Source organism: Marinomonas pontica, assembly GCF_036322735.1.
Taxonomy (GTDB): domain Bacteria; phylum Pseudomonadota; class Gammaproteobacteria; order Pseudomonadales; family Marinomonadaceae; genus Marinomonas; species Marinomonas pontica.
The window spans coordinates 1556283-1576870 of sequence record NZ_AP027271.1 but is presented as its reverse complement, the minus strand read 5'-3'; the positions used below and the strand labels follow the sequence as shown (position 1 = coordinate 1576870).

At 43.3% G+C, this 20588-nt stretch carries 22 protein-coding genes; 11 read left to right on the top strand and 11 right to left on the bottom strand.

The genetic code is table 11. From position 1 onward, the window contains the following. The first annotated feature begins 21 nt into the window (after positions 1-21). The gene (locus AABA11_RS07340; RefSeq protein WP_338266657.1) at positions 22-903 is read left to right on the top strand and encodes a LysR family transcriptional regulator; all 882 of its coding nucleotides are present in this window, start codon (positions 22-24) and stop codon (positions 901-903) included. Positions 904-916: 13 nt separating this feature from the next. Here AABA11_RS07340 and AABA11_RS07335 read toward each other — a convergent pair whose 3' ends face one another. Next, positions 917-2068: an MFS transporter gene (locus tag AABA11_RS07335; RefSeq protein WP_338266655.1), complete on the bottom strand. Its 1152-nt coding sequence runs from the start codon at positions 2066-2068 to the stop codon at positions 917-919. 186 nt (positions 2069-2254) lie between these two features. Between AABA11_RS07335 and AABA11_RS07330 the strand changes: the two genes are divergently transcribed. After that, positions 2255-3883, top strand: a complete 1629-nt coding sequence (locus tag AABA11_RS07330; protein WP_338266653.1) for an alpha-glucosidase — start codon at positions 2255-2257, stop codon at positions 3881-3883. Between the two features lie 72 nt (positions 3884-3955). On the opposite strand, the gene AABA11_RS07325 is transcribed toward AABA11_RS07330, so the two are convergent. Continuing rightward, positions 3956-5017: an AI-2E family transporter gene (locus tag AABA11_RS07325; RefSeq protein ID WP_265727762.1), complete on the bottom strand. Its 1062-nt coding sequence runs from the start codon at positions 5015-5017 to the stop codon at positions 3956-3958. An 11-nt stretch (positions 5018-5028) separates the two neighbouring features. Next, on the bottom strand, positions 5029-5274 hold the full coding sequence (locus AABA11_RS07320) for a sulfurtransferase TusA family protein (protein WP_265727761.1): 246 nt from the start codon (positions 5272-5274) through the stop codon (positions 5029-5031). A gap of 212 nt (positions 5275-5486) precedes the next feature. Here AABA11_RS07320 and AABA11_RS07315 point away from each other — a divergent pair, with 212 nt between their 5' ends. Then, complete coding sequence (locus tag AABA11_RS07315; protein ID WP_338266647.1) at positions 5487-6716, top strand: M48 family metalloprotease; 1230 nt, start codon at positions 5487-5489, stop codon at positions 6714-6716. Positions 6717-6784: 68 nt separating this feature from the next. On the opposite strand, the gene AABA11_RS07310 is transcribed toward AABA11_RS07315, so the two are convergent. Together AABA11_RS07310 and AABA11_RS07305 are read right to left on the bottom strand one after the other, a co-directional pair. Then, entirely contained in the window at positions 6785-7063 is a 279-nt protein-coding gene (locus AABA11_RS07310; protein WP_265727759.1) for a hypothetical protein, read from the bottom strand. A 51-nt stretch (positions 7064-7114) separates the two neighbouring features. Then, complete coding sequence (locus AABA11_RS07305; protein ID WP_265727758.1) at positions 7115-7387, bottom strand: hypothetical protein; 273 nt, start codon at positions 7385-7387, stop codon at positions 7115-7117. 332 nt (positions 7388-7719) lie between these two features. Between AABA11_RS07305 and AABA11_RS07300 the strand changes: the two genes are divergently transcribed. Continuing rightward, positions 7720-8967, top strand: coding sequence for a tyrosine-type recombinase/integrase (locus tag AABA11_RS07300; protein WP_338269640.1), 1248 nt, complete (start codon positions 7720-7722; stop codon positions 8965-8967). A 21-nt stretch (positions 8968-8988) separates the two neighbouring features. On the opposite strand, the gene AABA11_RS07295 is transcribed toward AABA11_RS07300, so the two are convergent. From AABA11_RS07295 to moaC, 3 genes are read right to left on the bottom strand one after another with little or no spacing between them, the layout of a single operon-like run. Next, the gene (locus AABA11_RS07295; RefSeq protein ID WP_265727757.1) at positions 8989-9438 is read right to left on the bottom strand and encodes a molybdenum cofactor biosynthesis protein MoaE; all 450 of its coding nucleotides are present in this window, start codon (positions 9436-9438) and stop codon (positions 8989-8991) included. Continuing rightward, the gene (locus AABA11_RS07290; RefSeq protein ID WP_338266645.1) at positions 9439-9693 is read right to left on the bottom strand and encodes a MoaD/ThiS family protein; all 255 of its coding nucleotides are present in this window, start codon (positions 9691-9693) and stop codon (positions 9439-9441) included. Beyond that, positions 9686-10168, bottom strand: a complete 483-nt coding sequence (gene moaC, locus AABA11_RS07285) for a cyclic pyranopterin monophosphate synthase MoaC (protein WP_265727755.1) — start codon at positions 10166-10168, stop codon at positions 9686-9688. The genes AABA11_RS07290 and moaC overlap by 8 nt, the downstream gene beginning before the upstream one ends. 161 nt (positions 10169-10329) lie before the next feature. Between moaC and AABA11_RS07280 the strand changes: the two genes are divergently transcribed. The 3 genes from AABA11_RS07280 to trmJ are packed head-to-tail and all read left to right on the top strand — an operon-like array spanning position 10330 to position 15054. Further along, positions 10330-12837, top strand: a complete 2508-nt coding sequence (locus tag AABA11_RS07280) for an EAL domain-containing protein (RefSeq protein WP_338266643.1) — start codon at positions 10330-10332, stop codon at positions 12835-12837. A 55-nt stretch (positions 12838-12892) separates the two neighbouring features. Continuing rightward, positions 12893-14215, top strand: a complete 1323-nt coding sequence (locus AABA11_RS07275) for a J domain-containing protein (protein ID WP_338266642.1) — start codon at positions 12893-12895, stop codon at positions 14213-14215. 56 nt (positions 14216-14271) lie between these two features. Next, complete coding sequence (trmJ, locus tag AABA11_RS07270; RefSeq protein WP_265727752.1) at positions 14272-15054, top strand: tRNA (cytosine(32)/uridine(32)-2'-O)-methyltransferase TrmJ; 783 nt, start codon at positions 14272-14274, stop codon at positions 15052-15054. An 86-nt stretch (positions 15055-15140) separates the two neighbouring features. On the opposite strand, the gene efpL is transcribed toward trmJ, so the two are convergent. Both efpL and AABA11_RS07260 read right to left on the bottom strand, forming a co-directional pair. Beyond that, positions 15141-15713: an elongation factor P-like protein EfpL gene (efpL, locus tag AABA11_RS07265; RefSeq protein ID WP_265727751.1), complete on the bottom strand. Its 573-nt coding sequence runs from the start codon at positions 15711-15713 to the stop codon at positions 15141-15143. Positions 15714-15875: 162 nt separating this feature from the next. Then, the gene (locus AABA11_RS07260) at positions 15876-17030 is read right to left on the bottom strand and encodes a M14 family metallopeptidase (RefSeq protein WP_265727750.1); all 1155 of its coding nucleotides are present in this window, start codon (positions 17028-17030) and stop codon (positions 15876-15878) included. 37 nt (positions 17031-17067) lie between these two features. On the opposite strand from AABA11_RS07260, the gene AABA11_RS07255 reads away from it, so the two are divergent. After that, positions 17068-17583, top strand: a complete 516-nt coding sequence (locus AABA11_RS07255; RefSeq protein WP_265727749.1) for a hypothetical protein — start codon at positions 17068-17070, stop codon at positions 17581-17583. A gap of 102 nt (positions 17584-17685) precedes the next feature. Next, positions 17686-18171 carry a putative 4-hydroxy-4-methyl-2-oxoglutarate aldolase gene (locus AABA11_RS07250; protein WP_338266639.1) on the top strand — a complete coding sequence of 162 codons (486 nt, stop codon included), beginning with the start codon at positions 17686-17688 and terminating at the stop codon, positions 18169-18171. 23 nt (positions 18172-18194) lie between these two features. Here AABA11_RS07250 and AABA11_RS07245 read toward each other — a convergent pair whose 3' ends face one another. After that, positions 18195-18806 (bottom strand): MarC family protein, encoded by a 612-nt coding sequence (locus AABA11_RS07245; RefSeq protein WP_265727747.1) that lies wholly within the window; start codon positions 18804-18806, stop codon positions 18195-18197. A gap of 470 nt (positions 18807-19276) precedes the next feature. On the opposite strand from AABA11_RS07245, the gene AABA11_RS07240 reads away from it, so the two are divergent. Both AABA11_RS07240 and AABA11_RS07235 read left to right on the top strand, forming a co-directional pair. Continuing rightward, the gene (locus AABA11_RS07240) at positions 19277-19429 is read left to right on the top strand and encodes a hypothetical protein (RefSeq protein WP_265727746.1); all 153 of its coding nucleotides are present in this window, start codon (positions 19277-19279) and stop codon (positions 19427-19429) included. Positions 19430-19674: 245 nt separating this feature from the next. Beyond that, positions 19675-20442 carry a lipase family protein gene (locus AABA11_RS07235; RefSeq protein WP_338266637.1) on the top strand — a complete coding sequence of 256 codons (768 nt, stop codon included), beginning with the start codon at positions 19675-19677 and terminating at the stop codon, positions 20440-20442. Positions 20443-20588 lie beyond the last annotated feature (146 nt).

The following is a 20588-nucleotide window of genomic DNA, read 5'->3' as shown; positions in this document are numbered from 1 at the left end:
TATTTTGGATAATTTTTTGGAATGATAGATATTGCAGAGCTACTCACCTTTATAAAAGTCGCCGAAACCAGCTCCTTTTCGGAAGCGGGCGCGCAACTATTCGTGACTCAGCCCGCTGTCAGCAAACGCATTGCGGCACTAGAAAGTAACTTAGGGGTTACGCTTTTTGATCGAATAGGACGCCAAGTGCAATTGACTGAAGCCGGTATACGCCTTCTGCCCAAAGCAATAAAAATGGCGGAAGATCTACAAGACATAAAACGCAGTATGACATTGCAAATGCAAGATGTGAGCGGCGAATTACGCATTTCAACCGGCCATCACATTGGCTTGCACCGTCTACCGACATTTCTCAAACGATTCCAAGAGGACTTTCCAAGCGCGCAATTGGAAATTGAATTTGTTCAATCAGAAGAAGCCTACCAAGATGTTTTGAAAGGACGCGCTGAATTAGGAATCATTACCTTATCTAATAAAGAAAACGCGCTTATAGAATCCTTGCCGATCTGGTCCGATCCGTTGACATGTGTTGTCAGTCAAGATCACCCACTGGCGTCATCTAACAATCTAACGCTTATCGAACTAGCGAAACACGCATGTGTACTGCCAAATAAAAACACCTTTACCCGACAAATTGCCGAGCAAGCGTTCGGCAAACAAGGACTAAAACCCAAAGTCCGTATGAATACCAACAATCTAGAAACATTGGCCATGCTGGTAGGTATTGGCTGGGGATGGTCTTTGCTGCCGTCTACTTTAGTCGATGACAAATTGGTCGTACTAAACCTTGCCGATCTGAACGTAGAAAGAGAGTTAGGTGTTATTCATCACAAGCAAAGAACGCTTAGCCGTGCTGCCATTGCCTTTATCGAATTATTAAAAAATGACAGCAGTACAATGTAACATGGCCATTTTTTCAACGGCGCTGGCTGAGTATTATAATTGCCAGCGCCGACGCGCTAACACAGGCGGCGGCTGTAAACACCCACGCGCCACCGATCCACTCCCACAAATATCCAGCAATCACCATTCCCAAACCACCACCCAAACCTATCGCGAAAGCACTGTACATGGCTTGCCCTTGACCAGCATAACGCTCAGGAAACAATCGACGAATTTGTTCAATTGACACCATATGAAACAAAGCAAAAGTGACACAATGCAGCAACTGGGTAAGCACCAATACCCAAACAATAGAAGCGAACCATCCAACCAATACCCAACGAACAACACCACAAACGAAACACAACATGATAATGTGCACAACATCGAATTTTTTAATGGTGTTGCCAAAAAACAAAAACAAAAAAATCTCAATCACGACGCCAAGCGCCATTAATAGACCAATAGACTGACCGCTGTATCCGAGGTTTGATAAATGCACCGCAAAAAAGACATTGAATGGCGCGTGGGACATAAAAGCCAAAAAAGCCAGCGTAAAGAACAACATTGACTCTGGGGTCTTCACTAGAGCCATAAAGGAGGTGGTCGCTTTTTGCGTATTAACTTCATACGCTTGTTCTTTCAGAAAAAACGACGTCACCACCGCTAAAGCAAGAAAAGTACACATGGTCGGAATGACAACAACGGTACCAAATTGTCCAATCAAGAAACCCGCACCCGTCACTGCAAACACGTACCCTATCGAACCACCAACTCGCAATCGAGTATACGGTACGTCTAAGTGCCTTATACTTCTCACAGCCAGAGAGTCAGTCATAGGGATCAACGCCGAGTAAAACAGCGCCATAGTGCACGTTAATAACCACAAGGTTTCGAATTCATTACTCCAGTTAAAAGGAATCACGGCAACAAAGCAGCCCAATATCCCAAGCTGGAGTATGCGCTTTGGCAACCCCACTTTTGCCGTCAACCACCCCCAAAAATGCGGAATGACAATACCCGACAAAGTAAACGTCGACATTAAACGGCCAATTTCAGAGGCACTTAAACCAATCGATTTATAATACATCGAAATATAAGGCATCATGACGCCTACCAAGGCACAGAAAAAAAAGTAAAAAAAGAACAAGGGCCATGCCACAGGACGAGCATTTTCAGAAAACATCAGAGCTCCAGAAAACCAGAAATTTGGTAGGTTATAACGGCAAATAAGTATGCATTAATAGGAATCATTGAGTATGCTGGAAACAGCAACAAAAAGCACGACAGAGAATGGAACCTATCCTCTATAAATCTAACTAATTCTGTTAGCGCTTATACCAAAACTTCCCTATTTTAAGAGAGAAAAATCATGACTAATAATCAAGAGTGGTGGCGTGGCGCAGTCATTTATCAGGTTTATCCCAGAAGTTTTTTTGATTCGAATAACGATGGCATTGGCGACCTACCCGGTGTCACCGCAAAAATGGACTATATTGCCTCATTGGGAGTCGATGCGATTTGGCTCTCGCCTTTTTTCACCTCTCCAATGAAAGACTTTGGTTACGATGTGTCTGATTATTGTGACGTAGACCCTATTTTTGGCGACATGAGTGATTTCGATGCACTAATAGAGTCAGCCCACCAACATGGATTAAAGGTCATGATTGATCAGGTGCTGAATCACAGCTCAGACCAACACCCTTGGTTTGTTGAATCTCGTAGCAATCATGCTAACGCTAAAGCCGATTGGTACATTTGGGCAGACGCGAATTCGGATGGCACTGTCCCGAATAATTGGCTCTCGGTGTTTGGTGGACCAGCTTGGCACTGGGACAGTCGCCGCAAACAATATTATCTGCATAATTTTTTAGACAGTCAGCCTGATTTGAATTTCCATAACCCTGATGTTGTAGACGCGCTATTAGAAACCGTTGAATTTTGGCTCAAACGTGGCGTAGATGGATTTCGTTTAGATACTGCCAATTACTATTATCATGATGTCGAACTTCGTAACAACCCACCAAAAGAAGACGTGGTCGAAGGCAGTATTGGCGTTCGTCTCGACAATCCATACGCTTACCAACTTCACCTTTACGATAAATCTAGACCTGAAAATATCGGCTTTTTGCAACGTTTACGAGGCTTACTGGATCAATACCCCAATACCACGACAGTGGGTGAAGTAGGCTGTGATTTTGCTCTCGACACGATGGCGGCCTACACTCAAGGAGGAGACAAATTACACATGTGCTACTCCTTTGACTTACTCACCCACGACTCCTCGATGACACACATTCGCAACACAATGCAGACCATAGAAACCGGGCTGGGCGATGGCTGGCCATGCTGGTCAATCGGCAACCATGATGTGGAACGAGTGGCGACTCGCTGGGGGAACAATCACGACCCAATCGCAAAAAGTAAAATTTACATGGCGATGCTCTTAACGCTAAGAGGAAGTGTGTGCTTATACCAAGGAGAAGAACTGGGGTTACCCGAAGCAGAACTTGAATTTGATCAATTGGTGGATCCATTTGGGATCGCTTTTTGGCCAGAATTTAAAGGAAGAGACGGTTGCAGAACGCCTCTTCCATGGAAAAATGAAACATTAGGCGGCTTTACTCAAAACAATCAACCCTGGTTACCCATAGCTGAATCACAACGTGCTCTGGCGGTTGATATGCAAGATGGCAATCGCGATTCTGTTTTGCATGCCTACCGTGATTTTCTGCATGTTAGACGTGGCCATCCAGAACTGCGATTCGGTGACATAGAGTTTTTGTACAACGATGACACCACCCTTACTTTCTTGCGCAGTTTCCAAGGCAAACGTTTGTATGTCGCGATCAACACGTCACACCAAGACAAAATTCTGCCTGTTGAACAAACATTGACGGTTTTAACGCTTCCAGAAGCCATTCCAAGTGGCTATGTGGACCATCACAATACCGTCGTCTTACCGCCATACAGTGTTTTACTTGCAACAGTAAACACATAATAAACATGCCCGTTCTACACTGAACGGGCATGTTTTTAACCGCAAAAACCAAAGTCTAAAGGCGTAAAAAGCTTAATACGTTAGCTGCTCTTGGTTCGGCCACGCATTAATAATTGCTTTGACCAATGTAGCTAGTGGAATGGCGAAAAATATTCCCCAAAAACCCCAAATACCACCAAAAAACAACACAGCAACAATGATCGCCAGTGGATGTAAATTAACCGCTTCAGAAAACAGCAACGGCACAAGCACATTGCCGTCTAAGGCCTGAACCACCAAATACGCAACCACTACATATATAAAATCATTTTGCGTACCGTATTGATAAAACGCCACCAACACCACTGGAATCGTGACCGCAGCCGCCCCTATGTATGGAATCAGCACAGATAAGCCAACAAGCAACGCCAACAACTCCGCGTACTTTAAGCCAAAGATCAAAAATACAACGTAGGTAACTGCCCCAACAACAATCATTTCAATGAACTTACCACGTATGTAATTGGCAATTTGATCGTTCATTTCGTGAGCAATGTTTCGCATCATTTTTCTTTCTTTTGGCAACCATGAGGTTAAATAACTCAATATACGCTCTTGGTCCTTTAGCAAGAAAAACATCACTAAAGGCACCAAAACTACATAAATCACCACAGAAAATAAAGACGGAATACTCGACAAAGAAAAGGACACCAGCCATTGCCCTAGATTGGTCGATTCGTTTGCCAATGAATTGATCAATTCATCAATCGCAGACTGACTCACAAGGTCGCTATGCCCTTCTGCAAATTGCTGTATTTCATCACGAATCACTGTAAACATTCTGGGGGCATCTTGCACAAAACGCACAGCTTGTCGCCACAGTATCGGCACCATCACCCCAATAAACACGGTACAGGCTGTGATAAAGCTGGAAAATACAATCAGTACCGAAGTCAAATGACCAAGACCAAGCCGCTGTAAACGATCCACCACACCTTGCAGCAAAAAAGCCAACACGATTGCAATCAAGATAGGCGCTAAAATCCCACCCCAAAACGCCAAAACACAAACTGTTGCCATCAGCAAAAGTAGAAAGACCACCACTTCTTCATTAGAAAAATATCGTTTAATCAGCGTATCTACAATTTTAAACATACTAGACTCGTTCAGTGTTTTTGAATCACGAAGGTATATTCACTCTCTTCTTCGCGCATTTCCAGCAAAGAAAAACCAACCAACGCCACATATTGCGGGATATCTTTCAAAGAACCCGCGTCCCCTGCCCTAAGACACAGACACTCACCTGCTGACATTCTGTTTAAAGCCATTTTGGCTTTTAGCAAGGGCATTGGGCAACGATCTTCTCTTGCATCCAAGATTACGTCATACTGATTCTCTAAATTGACCGTCATTTTATTATTCATCCACCCAATGCATTTGCCGTATTATGAGACTATTTCGAAACGTTACAACAGGGTTCGCGCTCTTAACCCTTGTTTTTACAACTACTTTTACAAACGCTAGCATACCAGATCTAGAAGCCAATCAAGACGAAAGAGCCTTATCTAATCCTTCATACATCCTAGGACAATACTGGTTTCGCAAACTAAATGGTAGTCGGGCTTTGATCGACTTTCCTCCAGCTTACGATTACCTCAAGGACACCATTTCACGCATTCTTCCGCAAACCAACTTGTACAACACAACGGTGGAAATGACCCTTTTAAACAGTTCACAAAGCAATGCTTTTGTCATTCCGGGGAATCATTTATTTATCTACTCTGACATCATGGAAATGATCAGCGAAGAAGACATGCTGTTTGGTTTACTGGCTCATGAAATTGCCCACCTTGATTTAAGGCACTATGAAAGACAGCAACAGCATTCAGGTGAAGAGCTGCAAAAAACATTGATGATGTTAGGAGCAGGGATTGCAGTCGCGCTTGCAGGAGCAGGATCCGATGCCACTAGCGCGTTATGGCTAGGCGGAATCGCCAATCAAGCAGAAAACACCCTAACGTATAGCCGCAATCAAGAACAAGAAGCCGATAGACAGGGACAAGAGTATTTACATGATGCAGGATTGGCACCGGAAGGAATGAGAAAACTATTCCAAGCGTTCTTTAAAGAAGCTTTAGGTCGCCCCAAGCTAGAATTCTTGTCAACACACCCCTCCCCAAACTCTCGAATGTCGGATTCTTTTTCGACGGACAAAAAAAACACCATTTTAAGTAAAAAAGAACACACTGATTTTGAATTCTTCCGCGCCAGCCTTTTGGCTTATAGAGCCGGAATTGAAGACAAACCCTATGCCTATTTAGATCAAGAGATTCGTGACAATGATGCAAAAAATTTTGCTAAAGCGTTGTTCTCTTACCTGATCCAATCCCCTGAACGGTCCGTTGATTTCTTAGACAAGCTTGAAAACCACAATAACTTTACGGATTACCTTCAAGCACTTAGTTTGAGCGCCACCAGCAATAATGAAAAAGGACTCGACATTGTCCAAAAGCGATTAAACATTGATCCTAATAACATTATGTTTTCTATGCTTTATTCTCAATTAACCCAGAGCAAACCCATTTACGTTCGCTCAAATTTTCTTTATGAGCGCCGCCTAGTGTGGCGAGCAAATATTCAATATTATAAATCATCAAACAACATTCCAATGGCACTGTATTATCGAGCCATGTTGGATTTTAGTCAGGGAAAAAGTAAATCCGCACAATATTTGATTCAAAGAGCAAAGAGAGACGCAGCTGATAGCGAAAAAAACACAATAATACATGCCGAAGAGGAGTTTAAATTAATCACAGAGGCAGAGAAAAAAGAGGATTTAGAGGTAGACAAGTAACAAAGTAATAGAACAGCAATAAAAAAGCCAAACAAACGTTTGGCTTTTTTAGAACTTAGAACATCGCATTATTCTGCAGATTGCGCGTGAAGCTCATCAAATTGCGCTTGAAGCTCAGCGTGTTTTGCATTGTATACAGACACTTTCTGATCCGCTGTGTAAGCACCTTTAAGGTTAACACTTGAATCAACATCAGCGCCCATGTTTTCTAGAGTCACAGACAAAGCTTCAACACTGCCTTTTGCGCTTTGGATACGTTCTGAAGCAGATTCACTCGCTGCAAAAACAGAAGTTGACATTGCAGAAGCTGTAACGAAGGCAAGCATTGCTTTATTTAGGTTATTCATAATTGTATTCCTTAATAATATTTAATTCTAAGACAATGATAATGGGATGAATTATTCAGCTGTTTGGGCGTGAAGAGCGTCAAATTGATCCTGTAATTCAGCGTGTTTTTCATTATAAACCGCTACTTTTTGATCAAATGTATATGCACCATTCAAGTTAACATCTGTATTAACAGCTGCACCCATGTTTTCTAATGTTGTCGCCAATGCTTCAACACTGCCTTTTGCACTTTGAAGACGCTCTGTTCCAGTTTCAGCAAATGCTGACGTAGTCATTACTGCTGCAGTTAATAGAGCCAAAGTTGTTTTAGTGAACGTTTTCATATTTATCTCCTTGTGAGATCATTCATTAATATTTAAAAACTAAATCGTTTATCGTTTCGATGTATTTATAATAGTCCTTTCATAAAAAGATAAAAGAGGGATGAGAACGCTTCCACCTTTGTTCCAAATACGAACAAATGCACGTTAGTTTGAACAAAAATCACATCAATTTCGTATGAATCAAATAAATAAGACTAAGAGCACTAAGAATGAGGAATAAATAAACACGATATTGCGTCATAAGAGTGCGAGATAGGCGTTTTGAGGCAAAACCGATAGGGATATATCAAAAAATTTGTTATTCTAATGCGACTATTTGGATAAGAATGATGATGACCCCACTTGCTTTGATCGATAACTTAGAACACCTGCCTAACCCTTTCACCCAATTTGAAGGCATTGTGTCGCAACTTAGCAAAAACACACCTCAGCTAAGTGAAGCAGAGTACCGTAGAGACCTTCAGCTGGCGCTGTGTTTTATTTACAGTTACAACGGTTCGCAAGCAACCTTCAACTCATATCGCCGAGAAGTAGAAAGGCTGTTGTTATGGTCTTGGAACATTGCACATTGTCCATCCACAGAACTCAGAAGAGATCAAATTGAAGAGTTCATCCACTTTTGCATTACCCCTCCAGAAAGTTGGATTGGTACCAAGAACGTTGCGCGTTTTAAGTTGCATATGGGACAAAGAACAGCAAATGCAGACTGGCGCCCTTTTGTCGCCCACGTCAGTAAACTTGAATTTAAAAATGGCGAAGCGCCACAAGCCAAACAACACTCACTGTCTCAAGCCGCCATTCGCGCCACCTTTTCAATTTTGTCTTCATATTACGGTTTCCTAATGCAAGAAGACGCCGCCCATCAAAACCCTGTGGCACTTATTCGACAAAAAAGTAAATTTGTAAAAAAAGAAGTGACTCGAAAGCAAGTAAGACGTATTTCCAACCTTCAATGGGATTACGTCATTGAAACAGCCGAAATGCTGGCCGAGGAAGACCCAGCCAATCACGAACGCACTCTTTTCATAATGAATGCTCTGCTTGGCATGTATTTGCGTATTTCTGAACTTGTTGCGGATGAGCGATCAGCACCCGTGATGGGGGACTTTATTAAAGATTCGGACGGTCACTGGTGGTTTAAAGTATTGTCTAAAGGAAACAAAGAGCGACTCGTTGCTGTATCAGATGAAATGTTAAACGCCCTGATCCGATACAGACGTTTTAGAGACCTGCCGTTGTTGCCCACCATTGCCGAAAACACGCCCCTTGTGCCCAAAAACAGAGGACAAGGCGCAATGACAAGTTCAAGACAGGTGCGAAACATCGTGCAATATTGTTTCGACAAGGCTTACGAGCGTATGTGCGAAGACGGCATGAGAACAGACGCCGACGACTTGCGTGTGGCCACCGTCCACTGGTTACGACATACTGGCATTTCAGAAGATGTAAAAACTCGCCCCAAAGAGCACGTCAGAGAAGACGCCGGACACGCCAGTATGGCAACCACAGACAAGTACATAGACACAGAATACCGAGAGCGCCACGCGAGTGGGCGTAAGAAGGCGCTTCGTCCGCATTGATTATTCCGGTATAGCATTCAACTATTTAGACCAACGCGCTAAACTGTGTTGATCTTTTTCATTCGCTTCTACCCAATGGCTTTTCGCGCCTTGGGTCTCTTTTTTCCAGAAGGCGGCACGGCTCTTCAAATAGTCCATGATGAAGTCACACGCCTGAAAGGCTTCTGCACGATGCGATGCACTCACTCCTACAAAAACGATTTGGTCATCCACCGATAATCGTCCGACTCGGTGCACCACGCAAACGTCAATAAGCGCCCAGCGCTGGTTTGCTTCATCTACAATGGCTTGTAGATTTCGCTCCGTCATGCCCGGGTAGTGCTCAAGTTCGAAACTACATTCATCGTTCGGTAAATCCGAAAACTGTCGAACCAAACCAACAAACATTGCGACGGCGCCCGTTTTATTGGCGTGTAATAAACGTTTATACAAAACGTCTACGTCAAAATCCTCTTCCTGCACAAGAATCATTTAGCCTCCCGTCACAGGTGGAAAAAAAGCGACTTCACGAACCCCAGCCGTTACCAAATCTGAGTCTCTAGTGAATTCAAAGTCCACCGAGGATTGCACACCATCTTTCAGCAAGATCTGCCCATTGTCTAAATGATCAGCCAGCACCGCTTTAAGCTCTGCGATACTAATGGGTAAATCAGCATCGATAATGCAATCACTCATTCCAACACCGTCTTTAAGAGAGGCAAAAAAGACCACCTTGATGCTAGTCATTTTGCTTACTCCAATCTCCACTTTTGCCACCTTTCTTTTCCAATAAAGACACATTCTGAATGACTATGCCTTTATCAACTGCTTTGCACATATCATAAAGTGTTAACGCTGCAATGCTCGCACCCGTTAACGCTTCCATTTCAACCCCCGTTTTACCGGACAAAGAACAAGTACACAGCACCTCTAATCGACACTCATCCAATACCGAAATATCGACAGTGACTTTCGTTAGCATTAAAGGATGACACAAAGGAATAAGGTCGGCGGTTTTTTTAGCCCCCTGAATACCGGCAATGCGTGCTGTTGCTAACACATCCCCTTTGGGCAAGCCGCCTTCAATCACTTTGGTTAATGTTTCAGGTCTCATCACTAAAATAGCTTGCGCCGTGGCGGTTCGCTTAGTGATGTCTTTATCTGAAACATCCACCATGTGAGCATGGCCTTGGTGGTCCAAATGGGTCAATTTATCACTCATAAAAATCCTAAACAGTGTACATATATTAAAAATGTCGCCTATATTTTAAGAAAGCCAACCTGATTGCAAGCAAAGATTGTCGATGTTGTCACGACAAAATGATCAGCAATCATAACTACATCTTTGTTCATAATCGTCTTTGTTATATAGGATCAAATGGAATGGTATCTAGACGAATTTTTTACTTCTTTCTACTGACAATGCAATTATGTGTCCATTCCGTCATAGCCTCAACAACGGACAACGCGCGACTGATTGGCGCTCTCCCCACTTTGCAAGACACAACAAACTTATCTGTCGAAGAAGCGCTGCGCTCAACAAAGTTTAAGACAAGCACCTACGCTGAATCGCAAGATTTCGCTAAAAGTGCTTACTGGCACAAGCTCTCTTTACCAAAACTAGCACCGAATGCTCTCGAAAAGACTCTTTACCTTAACTTAAATTACTATGTTATCGAACATTTGGACTTTTACCTTTTCTATGGCGACACCCTACAAGAGCAATGGAAGAAAGGCGCGCTGGATAACTGGCAAGGTGATATTGAACATTATGATGGTATCTGGGTGCCAATCACTCTGTCCACTCAGGAAGACACAACCTTATTGATCCGTAAACAGGGAAACAGCCCACTGCTTACGCCATTTATGATTTTCGACGAGCAAGACTCCATTAAACAAAAAGAGCAAAAATTGCTGTTTTGGACATTTATCATCAGTAGTCTAAGCATTTTGTTGGCGCACAATATCTTTGTTTTTATTCTGCTTAGACAGCCTGGGTTTATTTATTATCTAGGTTTAAACATTGTTATTTTGGTCGCGCTGGGGGTGATAACGGGCTTTAACCGCTGGCTTTTTTCGGAAGAAATTAGCCAATGGATTATTCGAAACTTGTTTGTTTTATTTGGCGTGGCGGCATGGATACTCTTCCGCTTCACGTTGCACTTTCTCAAAGAAGTGAAGGTTCCTTCCAGTAAATCCATTCTGCGTAAATATGGTGATGTTATTTTCATCGCCTTTTTAATGTCCACACAACTAACTTCCGTTAAAACCTCCGCACAGCTTTTTGCAACGCTCGAAGTTTTTATGTTCATCATTTGCTGTTATTGGGGGATTAAAGCCTATCTAAAAGGATTCGTTGCCGTTCGCTTCTACTTATTTTCATGGTTCTTTTTGCTCACCGGCAGCATCCTCAACACAATGATTTTTTGGAAAATGCTGCCTATTAATGTCTTTACTGAGTCTATATTTCCTGTTTCAAGCATTTTACAGCTGCTGGGATTTTCCTTTGCCTTTGCCGATAAAGCCAAACAGATTGAATACAATCGACAACGGCAAGCCATCACTGATTTGCCCACCGGGTTGCCAAATAGAACGTACTATTTCGACACATTGCCTCAGTTACTAAAAAGTCATGATGAAACGTCAACACTTGCTCTCATCATCATTGATATCAGTAACTATCAGACATTAAGTCAAGCATTAGGGCCAGCCAAAGCGGATGCCGCGATATGCGATGTCATTCAAGGAATTCACCAACAAACCCTCGACCTAAAAGGATTAATGTCTTTCCCTTTACCCGATCAAAACACCAAAAAGTTGATTAGATTAACCACCACAAGCATGGTACTAATCAGCGTATCGCCCGAAACGCTGCATCAGCAAATAAAGGCCATTCAGGCCATTTTAGACAATCCAACGCTGATCGATAAAACCCCTTTTAGGCACCAATATAAAATTGGGAGCGCTATGTACCCATCGCAAGGGTCAGATTTGGATAAGCTCTATAAAAACGCCTTAATTGCGACACATTCAGTGACTTATTCATCTGGAAATTGGGCGGCCTTCAACGACAACCTCAAAAGCAACCACGCGCATCAACTTAACCTTATCACCCTACTTACCAATGATATTGAGCATGAAAAGCTCTACTTTGACATTCAACCTCAAGTCCATCTAGTAAACAGAGACATCATTGGTGGCGAAGTTTTGATACGTTGGAACAACGATCTATTAGGTCCAGTTTCACCGGCGGAATTTATTCCTTTAGCCGAACAAACTGGACTCATTTACAAGCTAACAGACATGCTGATTGAAAAGGTTTTCAAATGGGTTTCCGAGCACCCCCAGGTGCTCGCCACACAGTGTCTATCGATTAATATCTCTGCGCTGGATTTATTACAAGAAGGGTTTGCAAGACGTGTCATCGGATCGGTTTCGACACACCGATTGTCAGCGCATAGGTTTACCATTGAAATCACCGAGACCAGCGTATTCAACAATAACGAGACCGTTCATAACAACGTCAAACTGCTTCATCAAGCTGGCTTTAAATTGGCCATCGATGACTTTGGCGTGGGCTACAGTTCAATGCAAAATCTAGTCGCATTGGAAACCGATGAACTTAAAATTGATCAGTTTTTTGTCATGAATTTACTCAACGATGCACAAAGTCAAACCTTGTGCCGAAGCATGATAGACTTGTGCGACGCCTTGGAAATCGCCAGTGTAGCAGAAGGCATTGAATCCGAAGGCATTTTACAACTCTTGTTACAATGGAACTGTCAAGTTGGGCAGGGTTACCATCTCTATCGCCCCATGTCTCCCGTACACTACCTCGAGCTTTTGGCTGAAAAAGATCCATCTTTGTCCGCACCAACAAATCGTGCATAATGCGTAACAGACTTATTCATTCACACTGTATAACACGGTTAGTAACCCAAAAAGCATGAGCTTAATAGACGACTATCAACTACTGGAAATCCCCACCAGTGCCAGTGAGCAGGAAGCAAAGGCCGCGTTTAGACGTTTAGCTCGGCGTTACCATCCCGACAAAAACCCAGATACAGACACCACAGAATTGTTCCAGCGACTGCAAGCGGCGTATGAAAATGTATCGAATGCCATTCGCCAAAGCGCGCAAGTAAACGACTGGAAGCCTTTTAGCTTTACCAGTGAAAACACACAAAGCTCTGGGGCTAAAAATCGATATTCGCACGTCTCCACTGCCACAGACAAAGAACAAGAAGCCTTCATAAAAGAGCGGCAACGGGCATACGATGAAATGAAGCGCAATAACGCGCATCAAGAAAAAACCCGTGACGACGCCATAAAAGCAGCGCGAAACACGCTCAATGAAAAGCGCGTAAAAGCCCTGTATGAAGAAGCCTTCAAGGCTTCTAAAAATTTCACGGCCCAAGGCTATGATTACTCATCTAGCCACACTGGTGACGACACCAAACACTACCAATCGGATACATCGGATATTCCACCTTACCAATCGTTTGTTGATGAAGACGAAATTGAGCCAAAAGAACACCCAGCAAGCAGACCTGTTAGCCAACCCATTCGATTAGATGCAGCCAAAGCGGCTTTTCGCGCCGCCACCTACATCGCTTGTTTTGCAGCGGGTATTTACAGCACGCTTTATTGGCAATCAGCTAACAAAACGAGCCAATTCGAATCAAACGAAAGCCCTTACGTTAGCGGGCTGTATCCTCAGTTTCGAGTGGGATCCGGATACACCCTTAACGAGACCCGTTTATTCTCTGAGCCTGACGCCAGTGGAACAGTAATTCAAACTATTCCACCGCAATCCAATCTGCAAAGTATTAAATTGCAGGGCGACTGGTTAACCGTTCGTTACCAAGGGATCAATGGCTGGGTAGAAGCAAAAAATATTGGATATGGAAGTGTGCAACAAGCCATGAGAACGGGCTGTATCGGCCAACCTGGCATTGCACCGCAGCACGGTGAATTGATAGGAAATGCCGACGGGACAAGCCGGTTACGCATACTCAACCAACTCCCCGAGCACAGCATGCTGACGTTCGAATCCTATGACGGTCAAGCGCCCTTTTCCATCTACTTGTATGGAAAACAAGCGTATGCCGCCAATTACATTCCAAGAGGCAACTACCGATTGGTGTTAGAGACAGGTTCCCTGTATCATCACGCCTGTAATCAGTTCCTCTTTAATGACACAACTAAAGTCATCTTAGACAACGTCGATTTCGCCAGCACCGAGCAATCGCTCACGCTAAAGCCATAATCTGACGACAAGACAATAAGTCTAAGTGACAAACAACCCTGAGTGCTTCACGACCCATGCTAAGTAACATCCGAATTGTATTGATCAACACCTTCCACCCCGGCAACGTAGGCGCCATCGCCCGTGCCATGAAGAATATGGGACTAACCAACTTATATTTGGTTGACCCAAACGACTACCCTTCAGAGGAAGCCACTAGCCGCGCGGCTGGCGCTGTTGATCTCCTTGAAAATGCGACCATCGTATCGACATTAGAAGAAGCCATCGCGGATTGCAGTCTTGTCATTGGCACCAGTGCACGTCATCGCACATTTCAACTGCCTATCATGAATGCTCGCGAATGCGCTGAAAGCGTTATCCCCGAAGCGGTAAACCATAATGTTGCCATCGTGTTTGGTCGGGAAACCACGGGGCTATTGAACGATGAAATTGCTCAATGCCATCGCCAAGTATATATCGATGCCAATGACGAGTACCCCGTGCTAAATATTTCCCAAGCGGTACAAATCGTTGCTTACGAAATATGGATGGCAAACCAGAACAAAGAATACATCAAGAAAGAAACGCCTGAATACCCCCACAAAAAAGACATGGATCTTTTCTACGACCACTTAGAAGAGACGCTGTATGGCATCAATTTCATCATTCGCAGCCATCCGGGTAAAGTGCTTGATAAGTTACATCGGTTCTTTAATCGCTCTCGCCCTGAGAAACAAGAATTAGGCATTTTACGAGGCGTACTGGCTGCTGTTCAACGTGAAGCGGGTCTAACAGAGGCCAACAATCACCCTGAGAAAAAGGTCAAAGACGCATTAAAAGAAACGGCTAAGAAAGACTAAATTTGGCTATCTTTACTTTTATTCAGAACAAAAAAATGCAGCCTATTGGCTGCATTTTTTCATTCATTGCTAACGTATTAGAGAAATTATTTCTCAGCGCGACCGGCAAACTTACGCTCTTCTACGTTGACCTTAATACGGTCACCTGTAGAAATGTGCTCAGGCACTTGAATTACCGCACCCGTTGACAATTTTGCAGGCTTATTACGAGATGTTGCTGAGGCGCCTTTAATAGATGGGTCTGTTTCTACAACTTCCAACTCAACGTTGGTCGGCAATTCGATAATCACAGGCACGTCGTTAACCAAAACCACTTGAATACCCTGTGTTTCTTCGTTAACAAACAGAATCTCTTCTTCAATAGCACTCTTATTCAAGCTGTAAGGCGTGTAGTCTTCGTTATCCATGAAAACATATTCATCACCATCGGAATAAGAAAACATCGCTTGACGACGAACCAGATCAGCCAAATCGATCATGTCTGAATCTTTAAACGTTTCGTCCAATTTACGACCCGTAACCACATCGTACATGCGCATACGATATAGACTGCCACCAGCACGTCCTTGAGGAACAGAACGTTCGATGTCTTTTACGATGTACGTTTTGTTGTCATAACTGATAGCGATGTTCTTTTTGATTTCACTTGCCTTAGGCATTTTTTCTCGTCCTAAAATTACGTTCTATAAAAATAAAAAGGGCATTAAATTCATTGCAATTTTGAATTGGCAGATCGTAATCCAGTTTCACCAAGTTCGCTAGATAATAAATCACGATTTGCCCTTCAAATAACGCAAAACAGCGAAAATAGTCTCTTCTAATCAGTCATCTGCTTTCATATGCGAACTCATGATCACCTGATAAATTGGGTACAGAACATCGGCGCCTAAAATCTTAGCGCGTTCTGGCGACCAACCAACAACGTCATCTGGCAAGTTCTTATTGTCTTTAAATGGCATTTCCAAAGTGAAAGACAAGCACTTATAGGTTTCCCCCACCCACTTAGTTGCCACCGTCAAATTCGCTTCGCCAAATTGATCTGGGGTGTAGCCAATTTCAGTCTGAAAATCTGGACTGACTGCGGTAAACACATCTTTGAACAACGTCTCCATTGCTTCCATGCGAGCATCAAACGATGGTACGCCTTGGCAACCGTCTACAAAGTTAACAGGCAAAGCTTCATCACCGTGAATGTCTAAAAACAAATCCACGCCTGTCTCCGCCATTTTCTTTTGCACAGCCAATACTTCAGGGCTGAACTCGGCCGTTGGGTTCTTCCATTCACGGTTCAGGTTTACCCCTTTAGAATTCACGCGCAAATTGCCATGCACAGCACCGTCTGGGTTCATGTTTGGCACCACATAAAAACGACAATTTCTTAATAACGCACGTGCGATTGGGTGCGATTCATCAAACAAGCGCTCAAGCAAACCTTCCACAAACCACTCAGCCATGGTTTCACCAGGATGCTGACGAGCAATGATCCAGATGTTTTTTGCAAGCCCTTGGGTTTTACTGATCTCTAACAAAGTAATATCACGACCTTCTGCCGTTTCACCCAAGTGATCGGTAATGCAATCTTCATTACTGGCCGCCCAAGCCATCATGTCTAAATGGCGCTCATAGCTGTATGGCGCAAAATAGGCGTAATACACACTGTCTTGTTCTGGCTGATGGGTAATCACCAATTTGCCGTCAACGTATTCTGTCGGGACTCGGAACCAATATTCACGGTCATATGAGGCAACGGCCTGATAATCCACCCAACCGTCTGGATAAGCGGCGTCGCTGGCGTTTTCAAATTGAATAACGCATTGCTCGCCCATTCCACCCTGCAATCGAAAATAAAACCACTGCAAAAATTTAGAGTTTGTATCATTAGGGATCTTTACTCTAATATTGTCCGGCTCCGAGGCATTAATAACGGAGATGTTACCGCCATCAAACGCACTACTGATCTTGATTCGGCTGGTCATTTATTCTTCCTTAACAATCAAACATTGGTTCTAAATTATGGCAAGTTTACCTATATTCATGACGGCTGTCGCCAACTCTTCCGACGAGCCCGCATTTCCACTCCTTTTCACCTGGTCCACTCATGAAGCACAAGTAAAAGAAGTCTTAGTCATACCAGATGATGAATGGCTTGAAAACCATCGCATCGAACCTAATGCACTCGATTTGGATGAACAACAACTGTACGAGTTCGGCTTTGAAGCCAGTGACATTTTAGCGGAATGGATCAATGAATTTGATACTGATGTGATTTATGCACTGGAACCAGAGTCCGTTAGCCTTTTGGTGGAAGCAACCTATGACATAAAAGGCCTAGAGCCTAGCTTTGAAGTGCAAAGTATTCACTCCTGGTTTGAAGAGCGCGATGTCAATTTAGACGACGCCGTTACAGAACAAGGCCAAACCACACCTCTGCATCTTTTACCACCAGATGAGCTGGTCATTCAATTACTGCAAATCGCCGTGGAACATGGCTTGATTGATCCAAACGACATTCCCGCCGTAGAAGATTAATCACATCACTGAATAGTGACTATAGGTCAGAACAACTGGCTATATTACAACCACCTATTTAGAGTCAAAGGCATTCTTTTTCACTCTAAATAGGTGCCGAACATGAAAGACCTTCTCCCCGATCTTTGCGACCTGTACCCAGAACAACTTCAAATTGCCGACCCTATTTTTACCTCTTACGGAAAGCGTACGCATTTTTATGGCGAAGTCGTCACGGTTTCCTGCTTTGAAGACAACAGCCGAGTTCGAGAGCTAGTCACTCAAAATGGCAAAGGTAAAGTCATGGTGATTGACGGTGGCGGCAGCAAACGACGCGCTTTGCTTGGGGATATGTTGGCGGAAAAAGCCGTTAATAATGGCTGGGAAGGATTTGTGATAAACGGGGCTATTCGTGACATTGCGGCGCAATCACAATTAAACATTGGCATTCATGCTTTATGCGCTCACCCGATGCCAACAGAAAAACGAGGTTTGGGCGACCTAGGAAAAACGCTTCGTTTTGCGGGTATAACAATCACCCAAGGGGATTATATTTATTGTGATTTCAATGGCATTGCCGTCTCTAAACAGCCATTAGCCCTTCCGTAGAAGGGCTAATCTCTTAGAAAGCATTATAGCGCGGCCAAGGTATGAGTAAACAAACTGCGCACACCGTTGACCAGCATCTGCACTGACATCATCAGCAGCAACATCCCCATCAAACGCTCAAGTGCCGCCAAACCTTTCTCTCTCAAAACACGGTTCAACAATGGCGCCATCGCCAAAATAATCACAGAAATCGCCCATGCTGCACCAACAGAAATAAGCAAGTCTTGCTGATCATTCGGGTAACTCTTCACCATCACTAACAACGTTGCCAGCGTCGACGGTCCTGCTAACATAGGAATGGATATCGGCACAATAAATGGTTCCATCACGGGGCCTGCGTCTTTCGTATACGGTGATGGGAAAATCATCTTCAAGGCAATAACAAATAAGACGACACCGCCAGCAATCGAGATAGATTCCGTTTCCAAATGCAACAGCGCCAAAAACTCAGCACCGAAAAACAAGAAACTCACCAAAATAATCAAACCGATTACACCGTCGCGCATCACGATTTGATATTGACGCTTCTGTGGAACACCCTTCATCACAGACAACAAAATTGGAATATTACCAAATGGGTCAATAACAAACAGGAACAATAAAGTGGCGGATAGAATAGAAAACTCAGTGCTCATAACAACTCTTAGTTAGATAAAGGAACAAATGGCGGAACCATTCAAAGCCGATAATTATAGCCCATTGCAAAGTCATTTTGGTGATATTTGCTTTCGAAAAAATACACGCCGAAAGCCATCATCATGCTTTCGTTTCACTTCTACATAACCCAAGCGTGGGTGCATCGCTAGGTTTTCAGTCATTACCTCAGAAATACCGCACTCTAATGTTTGATGCGTTTCAACTTACATGTCCATTTGGTCAAAACATTACAGCCACATTATCCCGCCCCCCCTATAAAGGGTCGCTAATTAAGTAAATACAATGGTTTATTTTCCTTAATTTTCGGCAAGTTAACCCACAATTCATGCATTCTTAACACAATACATTCAGGTGAATATAATTCATCAATTCGATGAAAACATGTCGTTTGTTGCGAATAATTTGCCTCTTTATTATGCGTCCAGACATCACCCGAAGAGGAAAAAATATGTACGCATTAACATCCAAAATCACACTGTTCAAGATCTCAAAAGCACTTCGTATAGCCTATGCATTTTATACAATGAAAGGCACTTTTACGGCATTACCTACTCTCAACGTAGAAGGCATTCAACGCATTAACTGGAGTGGTTGCGAGTGATCACACTCATCATCGCTTCTTCACTAGGTTGGTACACGCAATGCTAGACTCACCAACCTAGGTTTCCGCTTCCCCCAATAAAAACACTGTCCGTAAAAAGTATTTTTTAGTACCCTGCGCTCCCCTAATCGCCATCGGGTTTTAATCTCACTATGTTCAAGTCCAAATGTTTTTTATTGTTGATTCTTTTCACATCACTTGCTCACGCGTCCCCAGATTTTTCTATCATTGAGAGCCTAGCTCAATTGTCTAATGACACATACCTTGAAGCCAATAAGCTGCAATCTCGTCTCAAAACACAAAATCAAACATTGGTTCACCAATCAATCATTCCAGAATCTCAAGTGAGCTATTTTCTGAGCCGCGCTAATGGTATTCAAACAATAGCAATACGAGGTACGGCCAACCTCGAAAACGTAATGCTAGACCTAGACCTGGAATTAAAACCCGACACGGCACTCGACATAAAACTGCATCAGGGCTTTGGTTCCGCAGCGAAAGCAGTCTACACCGACATTAAACCTTACCTTAATGAAAAGCTGCCGGTTCATATAACTGGCCACAGCTTAGGTGGCGCAATTGCCGTTATATTAGGCTTGTATCTACAGCAAGAGGATTACGCCGTTACCCAAATCATCACTTTCGGTCAGCCCAAAGTGACCAATGTCACTGGCGCTAAAAAATACGATCTACTGCCGTTAATCAGAGTCGTCACACTTAACGACATAGTGCCGTTAGTCCCTCCAATCAGTCCCATGCAAATTCGAGATTTGGACATTTTTTGGCACATCGGAGAAGAAGTCATTTTGATGGGAGACAACAAATTCTCACAAACAAATGGGGTCAAAGCGATGTTAAGAGCCACAAAATTCACCACCTCTGTCCCTAATGAAAAGAATCTCATCGCCCATAAAATGGACACTTATCTAAGTCTGATTGATGGGTTAACCCAAACAGCAACTAACGTGCCGTATAAAACCGGCATCAGTATTTTTGGCTTTTCATTTGACTAGTTACTCTCTTTATTAAGCGTGGCCTAGCATGATTTATAGCGAGATATAAAACACAGCGTTGCACATTAAGTGATAAATTTATGAAGGCAAACAGTTAAAAACTGTAATAAGAAGCGTTATCATTACTATAGTTGATTCATACATTA